The 14,497-nt window shown below is 62.9% G+C and carries 15 protein-coding genes and 1 pseudogene; 14 read left to right on the top strand and 2 right to left on the bottom strand.

The annotated features are described in order from the left end of the window. Window positions 1-13: 13 nt before the first annotated feature. Together NKJ13_RS24105 and NKJ13_RS24100 are read left to right on the top strand one after the other, a co-directional pair. Entirely contained in the window at window positions 14-1,999 is a 1,986-nt protein-coding gene (locus tag NKJ13_RS24105) for a conjugal transfer protein TraG (protein WP_352778647.1), read from the top strand. Between the two features lie 4 nt (window positions 2,000-2,003). Beyond that, window positions 2,004-2,447: a CopG family transcriptional regulator gene (locus NKJ13_RS24100; protein WP_352778646.1), complete on the top strand. Its 444-nt coding sequence runs from the start codon at window positions 2,004-2,006 to the stop codon at window positions 2,445-2,447. Between the two features lie 198 nt (window positions 2,448-2,645). Here the strand turns inward: NKJ13_RS24100 and NKJ13_RS24095 are convergent, their stop codons facing one another. Further along, on the bottom strand, window positions 2,646-2,981 hold the full coding sequence (locus NKJ13_RS24095) for a hypothetical protein (protein WP_352778643.1): 336 nt from the start codon (window positions 2,979-2,981) through the stop codon (window positions 2,646-2,648). 440 nt (window positions 2,982-3,421) lie between these two features. On the opposite strand from NKJ13_RS24095, the gene trbB reads away from it, so the two are divergent. From trbB to NKJ13_RS24040, 11 genes and pseudogenes are all read left to right on the top strand, one after another. Continuing rightward, window positions 3,422-4,405 carry a P-type conjugative transfer ATPase TrbB gene (gene trbB / locus NKJ13_RS24090; protein ID WP_352778641.1) on the top strand — a complete coding sequence of 328 codons (984 nt, stop codon included), beginning with the start codon at window positions 3,422-3,424 and terminating at the stop codon, window positions 4,403-4,405. After that, window positions 4,402-4,734 carry a TrbC/VirB2 family type IV secretion system protein gene (locus NKJ13_RS24085; protein WP_352479121.1) on the top strand — a complete coding sequence of 111 codons (333 nt, stop codon included), beginning with the start codon at window positions 4,402-4,404 and terminating at the stop codon, window positions 4,732-4,734. Before trbB ends, NKJ13_RS24085 begins: the two co-directional genes overlap by 4 nt. Then, window positions 4,734-5,015, top strand: coding sequence for a VirB3 family type IV secretion system protein (locus tag NKJ13_RS24080; protein WP_352479122.1), 282 nt, complete (start codon window positions 4,734-4,736; stop codon window positions 5,013-5,015). Before NKJ13_RS24085 ends, NKJ13_RS24080 begins: the two co-directional genes overlap by 1 nt. A 10-nt stretch (window positions 5,016-5,025) precedes the next feature. Continuing rightward, a complete protein-coding gene (trbE, locus tag NKJ13_RS24075; protein ID WP_352778639.1) occupies window positions 5,026-7,473 on the top strand; it encodes a conjugal transfer protein TrbE in 2,448 nt (815 codons plus the stop codon). After that, the gene (gene trbJ / locus NKJ13_RS24070; RefSeq protein ID WP_352778637.1) at window positions 7,470-8,228 is read left to right on the top strand and encodes a P-type conjugative transfer protein TrbJ; all 759 of its coding nucleotides are present in this window, start codon (window positions 7,470-7,472) and stop codon (window positions 8,226-8,228) included. Before trbE ends, trbJ begins: the two co-directional genes overlap by 4 nt. An 11-nt stretch (window positions 8,229-8,239) precedes the next feature. Continuing rightward, window positions 8,240-8,565: pseudogene (trbK-alt, locus tag NKJ13_RS24065) on the top strand (putative entry exclusion protein TrbK-alt). 2 nt (window positions 8,566-8,567) lie between these two features. Continuing rightward, on the top strand, window positions 8,568-9,917 hold the full coding sequence (gene trbL, locus NKJ13_RS24060) for a P-type conjugative transfer protein TrbL (RefSeq protein ID WP_352778635.1): 1,350 nt from the start codon (window positions 8,568-8,570) through the stop codon (window positions 9,915-9,917). Window positions 9,918-9,921: 4 nt separating this feature from the next. Continuing rightward, complete coding sequence (gene trbF / locus NKJ13_RS24055) at window positions 9,922-10,611, top strand: conjugal transfer protein TrbF (RefSeq protein WP_352778633.1); 690 nt, start codon at window positions 9,922-9,924, stop codon at window positions 10,609-10,611. Then, a complete protein-coding gene (gene trbG, locus NKJ13_RS24050) occupies window positions 10,608-11,663 on the top strand; it encodes a P-type conjugative transfer protein TrbG (protein WP_352778631.1) in 1,056 nt (351 codons plus the stop codon). Before trbF ends, trbG begins: the two co-directional genes overlap by 4 nt. After that, complete coding sequence (locus NKJ13_RS24045; protein ID WP_352778629.1) at window positions 11,660-12,814, top strand: TraB/TrbI/VirB10 family type IV secretion system protein; 1,155 nt, start codon at window positions 11,660-11,662, stop codon at window positions 12,812-12,814. Before trbG ends, NKJ13_RS24045 begins: the two co-directional genes overlap by 4 nt. A 1-nt stretch (window position 12,815) precedes the next feature. After that, window positions 12,816-13,040 (top strand): DUF2274 domain-containing protein, encoded by a 225-nt coding sequence (locus NKJ13_RS24040; protein ID WP_352778627.1) that lies wholly within the window; start codon window positions 12,816-12,818, stop codon window positions 13,038-13,040. Between the two features lie 30 nt (window positions 13,041-13,070). Here the strand turns inward: NKJ13_RS24040 and NKJ13_RS24035 are convergent, their stop codons facing one another. Further along, window positions 13,071-14,042, bottom strand: a complete 972-nt coding sequence (locus tag NKJ13_RS24035; RefSeq protein WP_352778626.1) for a LysR family transcriptional regulator — start codon at window positions 14,040-14,042, stop codon at window positions 13,071-13,073. 232 nt (window positions 14,043-14,274) lie between these two features. Here NKJ13_RS24035 and NKJ13_RS24030 point away from each other — a divergent pair, with 232 nt between their 5' ends. After that, window positions 14,275-14,493 carry a helix-turn-helix domain-containing protein gene (locus tag NKJ13_RS24030; RefSeq protein ID WP_352648079.1) on the top strand — a complete coding sequence of 73 codons (219 nt, stop codon included), beginning with the start codon at window positions 14,275-14,277 and terminating at the stop codon, window positions 14,491-14,493. The last annotated feature ends 4 nt before the right edge of the window (window positions 14,494-14,497 follow it).

Here is a 14,497-nt window from a genome sequence, read left to right as displayed (position 1 = left end):
AAAGGATCAAGCGATGTCGGCCACCAAAATCCTCTGGGGTCAGATCCTCACTGTTTTCCTGATCGTCCTGCTAACAGTATGGGCTGCGACGCAATGGACCGCATGGAAGCTTGGGTTCCAGGCGCAGCTTGGCCCGCCCTGGTTCGATGTCGGCGGGCTGCCGGTCTATTATCCACCGGCGCTGTTGTGGTGGTGGTATTTTTATGACGCCTACGCTCCGGATATCTTCCTGGAGGGCGGCTTGATTGCCGTGTCCGGCGGGTTCCTTTCGATCATCGTCGCGATCGGCATGTCGGTGTGGCGGGCGCGCGAAGTCAAGAACGTGCAGACCTATGGCTCGGCGCGCTGGGCCGACCGGCGGGAGGTGGAGGCTGCGGGTCTCCTCGGCAGCGATGGGGTGGTGCTGGGTCGCTATGACCGCCACTATCTGCGCCACGATGGTCCTGAGCATGTGCTGTGCTTCGCCCCAACCCGATCGGGGAAAGGCGTCGGCCTGGTGGTGCCCTCCCTGCTTGCCTGGCCGGGCTCGGCAATCGTTCACGACATCAAGGGAGAAAACTGGCAACTCACCGCCGGCTTCCGCGCTCTGCACGGCCGCGTGCTGCTCTTCGATCCGACCAACTCGCAATCGTCCGCCTACAACCCGCTTCTGGAAGTCCGCCGCGGCGAATGGGAGGTCCGAGACGCCCAGAACATCGCCGACATTCTGGTCGACCCGGAAGGCAGCCTGGAGAAGCGCAATCATTGGGAAAAGACAAGTCACGCGCTGCTGGTCGGAGCGATCCTCCATGTTCTCTATGCAGAGCAGGACAAGACGCTCGCCGGCGTCGCCGCCTTCCTCTCCGATCCAAAGCGCCCGATCGAATCGACGCTTGCGACCATGATGAAGACCGCGCATCTCGGAGGGGCTGGCCCGCATCCGGTCATCGCCAGTGCGGCGCGCGAACTGCTCAACAAATCCGACAACGAACGCTCAGGCGTCCTTTCCACAGCGATGTCCTTCCTCGGTCTCTATCGCGATCCGGTCGTCGCCGAGGCGACCCGCCATTGCGACTGGCGCATCGCCGACATCGTCGGCGGGAAGCGACCGGCAACGCTGTATCTCGTCGTTCCGCCTTCGGACATCAGTCGCACCAAACCGCTCATTCGCCTTATCCTCAATCAGATCGGCCGTCGTCTCACTGAGGATCTCCACACAAAGTCAAACCGCCACCGGCTGCTGTTGATGCTGGACGAGTTTCCCGCCCTTGGCCGCCTCGACTTCTTCGAGAGCGCGCTTGCCTTCATGGCCGGGTATGGACTGAAGGGCTTTCTCATCGCGCAGTCGCTCAATCAGATCGAGAAGGCTTACGGTCCAAACAACTCCATCCTCGACAACTGTCACGTGCGCGTCAGCTTCGCCACCAACGATGAAAGGACCGCCAAGCGGGTCTCGGACGCGCTCGGCACGGCAACCGAGATGCGTGCAATGAAGAACTATGCCGGCCATCGGCTCTCGCCCTGGCTCGGACATCTCATGGTGTCGCGCCAGGAGACCGCACGCCAGCTCCTCACCCCCGGCGAGATCATGCAGCTTCCGCCAGCCGATGAGATCGTGATGGTGGCGGGGGCGCCGCCAATCAGGGCGAAGAAGGTGCGCTACTACGAAGATGCGCGCTTTCGCGAGCGCATCCTGCCGACGCCAGAGTTGGATAGGACTGCAGCAACCGATCGTGGCGACTGGAGCCAGCTGCCGCCATCGACCCGACCTGAGCTCGCCGATGCTTCCGCTGTGAGCGGAAACAGCGATGGGGATCCATCGGAATCAGTGCGACGCCTGCAACCCGAGCTCGAGCGGGCAGGGGCCGTGGAAAAAGCAGTCTCAATCGACAATGAGTTCGAGATCGAGCCCGCCGACGACGGGGACGATGATGCCATCCGCAATCGACGCCTGGCCCGGCTCATGCAGGGCATGGCGCGGCAGGTCTCACTCGACCCCGATGATGGAATGGAGCTGTAAGCGCATGACGGCTCGCAAAAGGAAAGTGCAGATCTCCGTCTATCTCGACCAGAGGATCATGGCGATGCTTGGCGACTATGCGGCGCGGCGCGATCAGCCCCAATCCATGATCGCGGAGGCCGCGATCGCCTCGTTCCTCTCGCCGGATGCTGATGAGCGTCGCGAGGCGGCAATTGCCAAACGCCTCGACCAGGTCGATCGGCGCCTGGCACGGCAGGAACGCGATATCGGCATCGCAGTCGAGACCCTGGCCGTGTTCGTCCGCTTCTGGCTCGCGACAACGCCGGCCTTGCCGGAGCCCGCCGCGCAGGCTGCGCGCGCCAAGGCCGCCGAACGGTACGATTCCTTCGTCACGGCCCTGGGCAGGCGCCTGGCGAAGGGACCGAAACTGGTGCACGAGATTTCCGAAGACATGAATCCCGGTGACGACGTTGCAACGCAGTCTTAGCGTTTGGCATTCGCCCTGCCGCCTCTCGCCAGCGCTGGTGCAGGTATTCAAATGCGAGAGAGGAGTCGTCAGCCGTCGACCGCGCCGGCTTGAGGGACCTCAAATGAGGCCAGAAGGTCAGCTGCGAACTCGTGCAGGAAACGCTCCGAAACGACGTCAGCCGGCGCTCTTCGAGTGATCTAGTCGCCCCAGGCTTCCCTATCCGTTCCACATCGTCGAGCGGAGAAGAGCCTGCACATGCTCAGGCAGGTCAAGCTCACCACGCGCCTCGATCTCTAGAAGATATCCGGCTTTGGACAAGCGATCGCTTTCCCTGACTGCAGCATAGGCACAGATAGCCAGCAGCGCCGTTTCCTCCGTTCGGCTAGCTCTGTCACGATCCTGGCTGTTGCCGCCCGTTTCGCGGACGGCCTTGCCGAAGGCTGTGTATGCTTTCTTGTGCGCCTCAATCAGCGCTCCCAGCTGGTTGGACGGCTCTCTGTCCCCACGTGGCGGGTCTGCGGCGAGGGCCTTTGTCCCAACAGTCGAGGCCAAGACGGCGCTGCCCGAACGGGTGAGCAGGACGCGGCGGTTGATCGTGGCGAACCTCCTCTTCCATCCGGGCAGGCTAGATCAGGTCTCCTAAGCACCATGGCACCGTAACACAACGGTTCGCGCATTCATGTCAGGATGGATGACCTCACAGCGGCCTTACAGCCATTATGGTTGAAGCGATCGCGGTTGGTCCGACTTTGTCCAACTGCTTCCAGACCTCGGCCATGCTGCTTTCGCCCATCGCACATCGGCACCTGCGATTCCCTAGGACGATCACCGGGTCGTTGCCGAATGAGGCAAGGGCAGCCCGCCGTTCTCCTGTATTTACACGCCATACTACGACGCGCCGATATACTTGTTGCAGCGGCGCAAAATACCACTCTCTTAATCATCCCCGACCGGGGACCGTCTGAATTGTTCCCGACCGAAACGGGGACAAAATGGCTGCTTCGCACAACGAGACCGAAGGACGAGCGCGCAGCTCGCGTATGCTGCGAACGGCGCTAGGGCCTGCCATCGGCCAATTCCTGGACGATCCCAAAATCGTCGAAGTGATGTTGAATCCGGACGGCCGGATCTGGGTCGATCGGTTCGCGGAAGGCCTGGCCGAGACTGACGAGATGATCTCAGTCGCCGACGGCGAGCGCATTGTGCGACTGGTCGCCCATCATGTCGGCGCGGAAGTGCACGGCCGCTCGCCACGCGTGTCGGCGGAGTTACCAGAAACTGGAGAGCGGTTCGAAGGGCTGCTGCCGCCCGTCGTCGCCGCGCCAGCCTTCGCAATCCGGAAACCTGCCGTCGCCGTCTTCACGCTCACGCACTACGTGGCGGCAGGCATCATGACGACGGAACAGGCAGCAACGTTGCGCGCCGCCGTCGCCAGCCGTGCCAACATCATCGTTGCCGGCGGAACATCCACGGGCAAGACGACGCTCACCAACGCCTTGCTCGCCGAGGTCGCTAAAGGATCTGATCGCGTCGTCATCATCGAGGACACGCGCGAACTGCAATGCGCGGCCCCTAACCTTGTCGCCATGCGGACCAAGGACGGTGTCGCCACGCTCTCGGACCTCGTTCGCTCGTCGCTGCGCCTGCGGCCCGATCGCATCCCGATCGGCGAAGTCCGCGGCCCGGAGGCTCTCGACCTGCTCAAGGCTTGGGGCACAGGCCACCCCGGCGGCATCGGCACCATCCATGCCGGTTCCGCCCTTGGTGCGCTACGCCGTCTCGAGCAACTCATCCAGGAAGCCGTCATCACCGTACCCCGCGCGCTGATTGCCGAAACCATCGACCTCATCGCGGTGCTCGCCGGACGCGGCTCAGCCCGGCGGCTTGCCGAACTCGCACGCGTCGAGGGTCTCGGCCCCGACGGCGATTATCGCATCATTCAAGCCGAACCTACCGTCACAGGAGACAATTCATGACCGCCGTCATTTCACGCGCCTACCGCAATGCCGTTGCCACCGCCACAACCCTAGCCATCAGTGTCATCGTCGCTCCGGCCGCCCATGCGTCTGGCTCATCGATGCCGTGGGAACAGCCACTCGAAAAGATCCTGCAATCAATCGAGGGTCCTGTCTCCAAGATCATAGCCGTCATCATCATCATCGTGACGGGCCTCACGCTTGCCTTCGGCGATACTTCGGGCGGTTTTCGGCGGTTGATCCAGATTGTCTTTGGTTTGTCGATCGCCTTCGCGGCGTCCAGCTTCTTCCTGTCGTTCTTCTCGTTTGGCGGCGGAGCATTGATCTGATGGCAACCGCTTTCGAACAGCTCGACGCAATTCCGGGATGGGCCGTGCCCGTGCACAAGGCGCTAACCGAGCACATTCTGCTCGGGGGCGCACCGCGCTCCATTGCGATCCTGAACGGCACCCTCGCCGGCGCGGTCGGCCTCGGCCTGCGCCTCTGGCTGGTCGGTCTCGTCATCTGGGCGCTTGGCCACGCCACTGCGGTATGGGCCGCCAGACGCGATCCACTCTTTTTCGAAGTTGGCCGCCGGCATCTGCGCATGCCCGGTCACCTGTCGGTTTGAGGACGCCGCGATGATGAATCTTGCCGAATTTCGCCGCAGCGCCAGCCGCCTCGCCGACTATCTACCCTGGGCTGCCCTTGTCGCACAGGGCGTCGTGCTCAACAAGGATGGCAGCTTGCAGCGGACTGCGAAGTTTCGCGGGCCTGATCTCGACTCCGCCGTCGCGGCCGAACTGGTCGCGGTCGCCTCGCGCATCAACAACGCCTTCCGTCGCCTTGGCTCGGGCTGGTGCATCTTCGTCGAGGCTCAACGGCACGAGGCGGCAACCTATCCCGAAAGCCAGTTTCCGGATCCGGCGTCAGGTCTGGTCGATGCTGAGCGCAAGGCCGACTTCGAGGAGGGCGGCATCCATTTCGTATCGAGCTACTTCCTCACCCTCGTTTATTTGCCGCCTGCCGAGGAAGCAGCGCGCACGGAAGGGTGGCTTTACGAGGGGCGCGAACAGTCCGGCGTGGATTCGCAGGAAGTCCTGCGCGCCTTTGTCGACCGCAGCGAGCGCGTGCTCCAGCTGCTCGATGGCTTCATGCCGGAATGCCATTGGCTCGACGACAGCCAGACGCTGACATATCTGCATTCGACCGTTTCAACGAAGCGTCATCGCGTGCGCATCCCGGAGTGTCCGGTCTATCTCGATGCACTGCTCGCGGACACGCCCCTGACAGGTGGGCTCGAACCACGCCTCGGTGACCAGCATCTTCGGGTGCTGACCATTGTCGGCTTTCCGACCGTGACGACCCCAGGCCTGCTCGACGATCTCAACCGACTGGCTTTTCCGTATCGGTGGACCACACGCGCCATCCTTCTCGACAAGGTCGACGCCGCGAAGCTGCTGACCAAGATCCGGCGGCAATGGTTCGCCAAGCGCAAGAGCATCGCAGCGATGCTGAAGGAGGTCATGACCAACGAGGCGTCCGTGCTTATGGACACGGACGCCTCCAACAAGGCTGCCGACGCCGACATGGCCTTGCAGGAACTCGGCGCCGATATGTCGGGCATGGCCTATGTGACCGCCACCATCGTGGTCTGGGATGCCGATCCGCGAGCAGCCGACGAGAAACTGCGGCTTGCCGAAAAGGTCATCCAGGGTCGCGACTTCACGGCCGTGGTCGAAACTGTCAACGCCGTCGACGCCTGGTTGGGCTCATTGCCTGGACATGCCTACGCCAACGTCCGCCAGCCGCCCCTGTCGACGCTCAATCTCGCCCACATGATTCCCCTCTCTGCCATGTGGGCGGGGCCGGAACGGGACGAGCATTTCGGTGGCCCGCCCTTGCTCTATGGCAAGACCGAAGGCTCGACCCCGTTCCGGTTGTCTCTGCACGTCGGCGACGTCGGCCACACTTTGGTGGTCGGCCCCACCGGCGCCGGCAAGTCCGTGCTGCTCGCGCTGATGGCCTTGCAGTTCCGCCGCTACCCGCAAAGCCAGGTCTTCACCTTCGACTTTGGCGGCTCGATCCGCGCCGCGACACTGGCCATGGGCGGTGACTGGCACGATCTCGGTGGGGGGCTCACCGAAGGCGCGCAGGCCTCCGTCTCCCTGCAGCCGCTCGCCCGCATCCACGATACCTATGAGCGCGCCTGGGCGGCTGACTGGATTGTTGCGATCCTGGCGCGCGAAGCCGTTCCCATTACCCCCGATGCCAAGGAGCATATCTGGACCGCGCTGACATCGCTTGCCTCGGCGCCGATCGCCGAGCGTACCATCACCGGCCTGAGCGTGCTGTTGCAGGCGAGGGCCTTAAAGCAGGCTCTGCGCTCATACTGCATTGGTGGCCCCTATGGCCGACTGCTCGACGCGGAAACCGAACATCTTGGCGCGGCATCCGTCCAGGCGTTCGAAATCGAGGGCCTGATCGGCACGGGAGCCGCGCCAGCCGTGCTGTCTTATCTGTTCCATCGCATCGGTGACCGCCTCGACGGACGGCCGACGCTGCTCATCATCGACGAAGGTTGGCTGGCGCTCGATGATGAGGGCTTCGCGGGCCAGCTGCGCGAGTGGCTGAAGACGCTGCGCAAGAAGAATGCCAGCGTTGTCTTTGCGACCCAGTCCTTGTCCGATATCGACAATTCGGCAATCGCACCTGCGATCATCGAGAGCTGCCCAACCCGGCTGCTGTTGCCGAACGAGCGCGCGATCGAGCCGCAGATCACGGCCATCTATCGCCGCTTCGGACTCAACGACCGCCAGATAGAAATCCTGGCACGCGCGACACCCAAGCGCGACTATTACTGCCAGTCCCGGCGCGGCAACCGCCTCTTCGAACTTGGCCTGTCCGAGATCGGCCTCGCGCTCTGCGCCGCGTCGTCCAAGACGGACCAGGCCCTCATCGCCAGCATCGATGCCGAATACGGTCGCGACGACTTTCTCGCCGCTTGGTTGCGTGCGCGAAACGTTGGCTGGGCCGCCGATCTCATTCCAAACCTCATCCCCGGAGCCGAAAAGGAACCTCGATCATGAACACCTGTCTTTATCGCTCGCGCGCCCTTCTGTTTGCCGCCGTCATGGTTGCGTCGCCGCTGATGGTCGCGCCGTTGGTGGCGACTCCAGCGCATGCCTTGATCGTGTTTGATCCATCGAACTACACGCAGAATGTGCTGACGGCAGCTAGATCGCTCCAGCAGATCACCAACCAGATCACTTCGTTGCAAAATCAGGCGCAGATGCTGATCAACCAGGGCCGCAACCTCGCAAGCTTGCCGTTCTCATCGCTTCAGCAATTGCAGCAGTCGGTGCAGCGCACTCAGCAGCTACTCAACCAGGCGCAGAACATCGCCTTCAACGTCCAGAAGGTCGACCAGATGTTCCAGCAGAAATACGGCAGCGTCTCGCTCTCGGCCTCGGATGAGGCGCTCGTTGCCGATGCGCGCTCGCGCTGGCGCAACACGGTTGGCGGTCTTCAGGATGCGATGCGCGTCCAGGCAGGCGTCGTCGGAAACATCGAGACCAATCGCACGCAAATGGCGGCCCTGGTCAGTTCAAGCCAATCCGCGACAGGAGCGCTGCAGGCGGCGCAAGCAGGTAACCAACTCCTCGCGCTGCAGGCCCAGCAGCTCGCCGACCTCACGGCCGTTGTCGCCGCCAACGGCCGCGCTCAGGCATTGACCGATGCGGAACGTGCCGCGGCCGCCGAACAGGGTCGCGAACAGCGCCGCCGCTTCCTGACCCCAGGCTCCGGCTACCAGGCCGGCAATGCCCAGATGTTCAACCGCTGAGGCTTGGGACCATGGACGGCAAGATTGTGGCGCGCATCGTCGCCGTCATCTTCGTCACGCTCGCCGTAACGGCGACCGCGCTGGAGGTGACCCGGAAGCAGGAAAGTCCGTCGGCACGGCAGCTGCCGTGCCGGCACTGAAGGCGCCGGATCCACTGCGTAAGAGTCTTCGCCACTGCCAGGGGCTCGGGGAGGCTGCCTTGCGTGACAACGATTGCATGCGCTTGTGGGCAGAGCAGCGCGATCGCTTCCTCGGGTTCAAGGCACGATCTGGGAGCTTGACCTCCGAGCCGCTCACGCCGCAGTCGCCAGCGCCGACTAAGCCGGAGGCGCGATAGGCATGGGCAGCACCGGCATCATCGACCAATTCCTTGGTACTTTCACCCGCTATATCGACAGCGGTTTCGGCCTGCTTGGCGGCGAGGTCGCCTTCATCGCCACCACCTTGATCGTAATCGACGTGACGCTCGCCGCTCTCTTCTGGAGCTGGGGGGCCGATGACGACATCCTGGCGCGCCTCGTCAAGAAGACGCTGTTCGTTGGCGTCTTCGCCTACCTGATTTCCAACTGGAACAGCCTTGCCCGCATCGTCTTCGAGAGCTTCTCCGGTCTTGGCCTGAAGGCGAGTGGCACAGGGTTTTCGGCTCAGGATCTGCTGCGACCCGGCAAAGTGGCACAAACCGGGCTCGACGCAGGACGACCGTTGCTTGAATCCATCTCCGGTCTGATGGGCTGGGTCTCCTTCTTCGAAAATTTCATCCAGATCGTCTGTCTGCTGTTTGCCTGGGCGCTGGTCCTGCTCGCCTTCTTCATCCTCGCGGTGCAGCTCTTCGTCACGCTGATCGAATTCAAGCTGTCGACGCTCGCCGGATTTGTGCTGATCCCCTTCGGCCTCTTCGGCAAGACAGCCTTCATGGCCGAGCGCGTGCTCGGCAACGTCATCTCGTCGGGCATCAAGGTGCTGGTGCTGGCTGTGGTGATCGGGATCGGCTCGACGCTGTTCGGCGAGTTCACTCAAGGCTTTGGTGGCGAAAACCCCACCATCGATCAGGCCATGGCGATCGTGCTGGCTGCCTTGTCACTCCTCGGTCTCGGCATCTTCGGCCCGGGCATTGCCAACGGCATCGTCTCCGGCGGGCCGCAGCTCGGTGCGGGTGCCGCCGTCGGCACAGGTCTCGCAGCAGGCGGCATGGTGCTTGCCACCGGCGCCGCCGCAAGCCTGGCGGCACGCGGCGGGTCGGCAGCTTTGTCCGCAGGGACCTCCACCGCGCGTGGCGGCGGCTCGCATGCAGGCCTGTCTGGCCAAGGTGGTGCCACGGCTGCCATTTCCGGCTTGGGCGGCCTCGCAAGCGCAGGTGTTTCGCAAAATGACTCGCCGCTCAGGCGTGCCGCCGCACGTGCCAGTGAATCTGTCCAATCGACCTCCGCCGCTGGTCCACGGTCCGCCACGGCGGGGATCGGTGAAACCGCGACAGCGGGAACGGTCGCAGGCAATGCCGAACGCGCAAGCGGCCCTTCCGTCTCCCGCGCCGCCGGGCTGGGCGAGCCGGCACACAATACCCCTGACTGGGCCAAACGCATGCAGCGGTCCCAGCGCCTGTCGCACGGCGTGCAGACCGCGGCCCACGCCGTCCGCGCTGGCGATGCCCACGGCAGCGGCAGTTCCGTTTCTCTCTCCGAAGGCAATTGACCCCATGAACATTTTTCGACGGCCGGCCGTCCATTACGGCAAGACACCTCAACCCGAGACTCCGTACCAGAAGGCCGCGCAGGTCTGGGACGAACGCATCGGCGCGGCTCGCGTGCAGGCCAGAAACTGGCGCTATATGGCCTTCGGATCGCTGATCCTATCGGCCGGCATGGCCGCCGCGCTTGTGTCGCAGTTATTGCGAGGGACCGTAGTCCCTTGGGTGGTGCAGGTCGACACGCTCGGACAGGCGCAGGCACTCGCGCCCGCCAATTCGGACTATAAGCCGACCGACCCGCAAGTGGCCTGGCATCTCGCCCGCTTCATCGAACAGGTCCGCTCAATCCCGGCCGATCCAATTGTCGTGCGCCAAAACTGGCTGCGCGCTTATGAGTGGACCACTGACGAGGGGGCCGCGGCGCTCAACGAGTATGCCCGCATCAATGACCCCTTCTCGAGGGTCGGCAAGCAGCAAGTCTCGGTCGATGTCTCGTCGGTCATTCGCGCCTCTGCGGATTCCTTTCGCGTCGCCTGGGCGGAGCGCCACTATGAAAACGGACAGCTCTCCACCACCGAACGATGGACCGCCATCCTGACAACCGTGATCCAGCCGCCTCGCGACGTCGACCGGCTTCGGGCAAATCCGCTTGGCATCTACGTCAACGCCATCAACTGGTCGCGGGAGATGAACCAATGAATGGACCTTTGCATGGTGTCGCAACATGTCCGTCTGGGTGGTCCGCCCTTGTTGCGGTGTTGCTTTCTGGTTCCGTCCTCGGCGGCTGCGCCACATCTCAGAAACCGCCGCAGATCCGCTACGATGCCTCCGTGCCGCCTTTGCCAGCTGCTCCGGCTGCCACTCCCGATGAGAAGCCCAAATCGTTACACGTTCCACCGGGCTGGGTCCCGGCACATGGTGGCGCGGCCGGTGGCACCCCGGCGGCACGCATCGAGAACGCCAACGCGGCCGCGCGGGTCCAGCCACGGCGAGAAGGCTATTACAACGCCATTCAGATATACCCTTGGAGTGACGGAGCACTTTATCAGGTCTATGCCGCCCCCGGACAGATAACGGACATTGCGCTCGAGCCTGGCGAAAGCCTGACTGGTGAAGGTCCGATCGCGGCTGGCGACACCGCGCGCTGGATCATCGGCGACACTGAAAGCGGAGCGGGGGTCACCCGGCGCGTTCATGTGCTGGTCAAGCCTTCGCGCCCAGACATCAGCACCAATCTCGTCATCACCACCGACCGGCGTAGCTACATGATCGAGCTGCGATCGGGCGAGAAGCCGTATATGCCCGCCGTGGCCTGGGCCTATCCCGCGCCGCCGGCCGGACAATCGCGGCCGATCCCCGCGACGCCGGTTATTCCCGACGTTAGCGCACGCAATTACCGCTACGGCCTTACAGGCGACACGCCGCCTTGGAGGCCGGTCAGCGTCTATGACGACGGCAGGCGCGTCTATGTCGAGTTTCCACGCGGGATCGTGCAAGGCGAGATGCCGCCCATCTTCGTCATCGGCCCGGACGGTGAGGCTGAGATCGCCAACAGCCGCGTTTACCAGAACACGCTGATCGTCGACCGTCTCTTCGGCGCGGCCGAATTGCGGCTTGGCAGCGGCAAGCGGCAGCAGACCGTCAGGCTCGTCCGCACCGACGGGACCAGGAGGGTAACTAGGACGTCAAGCGTCAGTCCAACGCCGAGCGACACAAGCGCACTCCGGCAAAGGGGAGGAGAGGAGTCGTGAACGAGAACGAACCCGGTGCTGCACCCATGCAGCTTCGCGCTGAGCCGCCGCGCGTAACCCGCCTGTCGCGCAAGGTGCTCGCTGGCATCAGCCTGGTCGGATCGCTTGGCGTCGGCGGCGCGCTGATCTACGCGCTTCAGACGAGTGAAACAGGCCCGCGTGGCGACGAGCTCTACTCGACTTCCAACAGGCAACCCGCCGACGGACTGGCCAGCCTGCCGCGCGACTACACCGGCCCCGTTCTTGGGCCGCCTTTGCCAGGTGATCTTGGTCGGCCGATGCTCGATGCCCAGAACAAGGGGCAGCCGGTGGTGCCGCCGACCATCGCACCCGCCACGGTCGACGAGGCTGAGCAACGTCGGCGGGCAGAAGACGAGGCTGCCCGAACGTCCCGTGTTTTCTTCCAGACAGATCGGGCGGCCTCGGCGGTGGCCGAAACGCTTGGAGGAGCAGGTTCCCAAAACATGGCTGGCCCTGACATTGCCGATCAGCCCGGCCAGTCGGCTGCGCAGGATCGTCAGCTGGCCTTCCTCAATGCGGCCGCCGATCGGCGCACCGTAGCGCCGGATCATGTCATGCCTCCCGCGTCGCCCTTTGTGCTTCAGGCCGGGGCCGTCATCCCCGCCGCACTCATAACCGGCATCCGCTCCGATCTGCCCGGTCAGATCACCGCGCAGGTGACGGAGAGCATCTATGACAGTCCGACCGGAAGGACGCTTTTGATTCCACAAGGCACGCGGGTCATTGGCCAGTACGACAATGGGATCGGCTTCGGCCAGCGCCGTGTGCTGCTGGTCTGGAGTAGACTGATCTTTCCAAACGGCCGCTCCATCGTTCTTGAGCGACAGCCTGGTGCTGATGCCCAAGGCTATGCCGGCCTTGAGGACGGCCTCGACTACCATTGGGCTGAATTGTTCAAGGCGGCTGCGCTCACCACCATTCTGAGTGTCGGGGCGGAGGCGGGCTCTTCAGGCCAGGAGAGCGACATCCTGCGGGCTCTTCGCAGCGGTGCCTCCGACAGCCTCAGCCAGGTCGGCCAGCAAATCGTTCAGCGCCAGCTCAATATCGCGCCGACGCTGACAATAAGGCCGGGCTTTACCGTGCGCGTGGTCGTCACCCGCGATCTCGTTCTCGAACCCTATGGAGGTTGAGATGGCCAAGCTGAAACTCGGGCCGATTTCCGATGACAAGCCGGTTAAAGTCACGCTCGAATTGCCGGCGCGACTGCATCGCGACCTGTCCAGATATGCCGAGATACTCGGGCATGAATCGGGTCAGGCATTGGCCGACCCTCTGCGCCTGATCGTGCCAATGCTTGAGCGTTTCATTGCGACGGATCGAGGCTTTGCCAGGGCGAAGCAGGAGCGCAAGATCTGATTCCGGCCAAGACGCAAAGCAGGGGATCGCCTACATCAGCGGGGCCACTGTTTCCGGAACAGAGGCTGAAGTTGTTTTTGAACGCGACGCCGCTTCGGGAGACATCGCGGCAAAGACTGAGATGATCGCTTCAAGCGAAACATTCAATGCGTTGGTGAAGGTCCTGCCCTTCTGCCAGATCGCAACGTAGTGATAGATGGCGGACGGCTCGACCGGTTTTACGCCCAGGCGAAACGCCGCATACTCGCGCGCGATGATCTCGTTGGTGATGGAGATACCAAGGCCCGCCGAAACATACCCCGCTTCGTGACCGTTGCAGTCGAATTCCACCAGTATGTCTGGTTCGACGCCGGCGAAGCGCAAGGCATTGAAGTTCATTTGATGGGCGGCAAATTGAGGATCGATATCGACGATTGTTTCGCCTGCGAGGTCCTGGGCCTCGATGCGCGCCTGCCTTGCGAAACGATGATCGGGATGAAAGATGCATACGTTGCGTGCCGAGCCCAGCGGCGCCCATTCAAACAGGCGCGGATCGAGGGGCAGCCTTGAGATCCCGAGATCCGCCCGCCCGGCAAGTATGTGCTCCCCGATCTGATCGTAGCTTCCCGAAATCGATCGGACATTGGACGCGGTCTGCGAGTGAATGATCGCCACAACTTTGGGCAGGGTCACGAAACCGAAGACGGAGGGCGCGGCAATGGCAATCCGCTGCTTTTCATCGTTCTTCATCGCGAAGATCGACGATTCCAGTCGATCCAGGGACGTTATGGCGAGATCAACGTTTCGCAGCAGTTCCCAGGCTTCCTGCAACGGAACGATACGGTTCGAGGACCTTTTGAAGAGTCTGATGCCAAGTGTTGCCTCGAGCTGCTTCACATGCTGGCTGACCGCAGGCTGGCTTATCCCGAGGGCCATCGCCGCCCGCCTTGTAGAACCGGTCCGCAGCACTTCGCGGAAGACCTGTAACTGCCTGAGCTTCAGGCCGCCTTGCAGCAACTCCATCCTTTCCGAACCCCTCTTGAAAGCGGTTATGTCAGCCCCGAAGTGGATTGAATGGGCAGACGGAGCAGAGACCCCATTTATGCGGCCGGCCTTGGACATGAAATGGCGCGCAATTTCTGAGAAGATACCTTCTCGGACCTTGGTACCGAGGCGATGCAAATCCTCCTCAGATCAGCCGTTTACATATTATAGTTGATAAACTCAAAGTATGTAAGCCGCGATCTTCCAGCGCATGGATATGCGCAAATTGGTCGGCCGGAACTTCGCCCGCCTGCGTCGAGAGAAGGGTCTGACCCAGGAAGAAGTTGAGGCGCGTTCCGGCTTCAGTCAGCAATATCTCAGCGGCCTAGAAAGGGGTCGGAGGAATCCGACTGTGATCACCCTTTATGAACTGGCTCAAGCCCTCGGCGTCGGCCACATCGAACTCGTCAAGCCTGATGATGATCTCTGATTGA

This window comes from Mesorhizobium sp. M0174, from assembly GCF_040322275.1.
Classification (GTDB): domain Bacteria; phylum Pseudomonadota; class Alphaproteobacteria; order Rhizobiales; family Rhizobiaceae; genus Mesorhizobium.
Note: the sequence above shows the minus strand (reverse complement) of the source record. Positions and strands in the feature narration are given on the sequence as shown.

Excerpts from the sequence above, each read along its gene's own strand:
- NKJ13_RS24105 (WP_352778647.1), top strand. The coding sequence starts at position 14 with ATGTCGGCCACCAAAATCCTCTGGGGTCAGATCCTCACTGTTTTCCTG.
- NKJ13_RS24100 (WP_352778646.1), top strand. The coding sequence starts at position 2,004 with ATGACGGCTCGCAAAAGGAAAGTGCAGATCTCCGTCTATCTCGACCAG.
- trbB (WP_352778641.1), top strand. The coding sequence starts at position 3,422 with ATGGCTGCTTCGCACAACGAGACCGAAGGACGAGCGCGCAGCTCGCGT.
- NKJ13_RS24085 (WP_352479121.1), top strand. The coding sequence starts at position 4,402 with ATGACCGCCGTCATTTCACGCGCCTACCGCAATGCCGTTGCCACCGCC.
- NKJ13_RS24080 (WP_352479122.1), top strand. The coding sequence starts at position 4,734 with ATGGCAACCGCTTTCGAACAGCTCGACGCAATTCCGGGATGGGCCGTG.
- trbE (WP_352778639.1), top strand. The coding sequence starts at position 5,026 with ATGATGAATCTTGCCGAATTTCGCCGCAGCGCCAGCCGCCTCGCCGAC.
- trbJ (WP_352778637.1), top strand. The coding sequence starts at position 7,470 with ATGAACACCTGTCTTTATCGCTCGCGCGCCCTTCTGTTTGCCGCCGTC.
- trbL (WP_352778635.1), top strand. The coding sequence starts at position 8,568 with ATGGGCAGCACCGGCATCATCGACCAATTCCTTGGTACTTTCACCCGC.
- trbF (WP_352778633.1), top strand. The coding sequence starts at position 9,922 with ATGAACATTTTTCGACGGCCGGCCGTCCATTACGGCAAGACACCTCAA.
- trbG (WP_352778631.1), top strand. The coding sequence starts at position 10,608 with ATGAATGGACCTTTGCATGGTGTCGCAACATGTCCGTCTGGGTGGTCC.
- NKJ13_RS24040 (WP_352778627.1), top strand. The coding sequence starts at position 12,816 with ATGGCCAAGCTGAAACTCGGGCCGATTTCCGATGACAAGCCGGTTAAA.
- NKJ13_RS24035 (WP_352778626.1), bottom strand. The coding sequence starts at position 14,042 with ATGGAGTTGCTGCAAGGCGGCCTGAAGCTCAGGCAGTTACAGGTCTTC.
- NKJ13_RS24030 (WP_352648079.1), top strand. The coding sequence starts at position 14,275 with ATGGATATGCGCAAATTGGTCGGCCGGAACTTCGCCCGCCTGCGTCGA.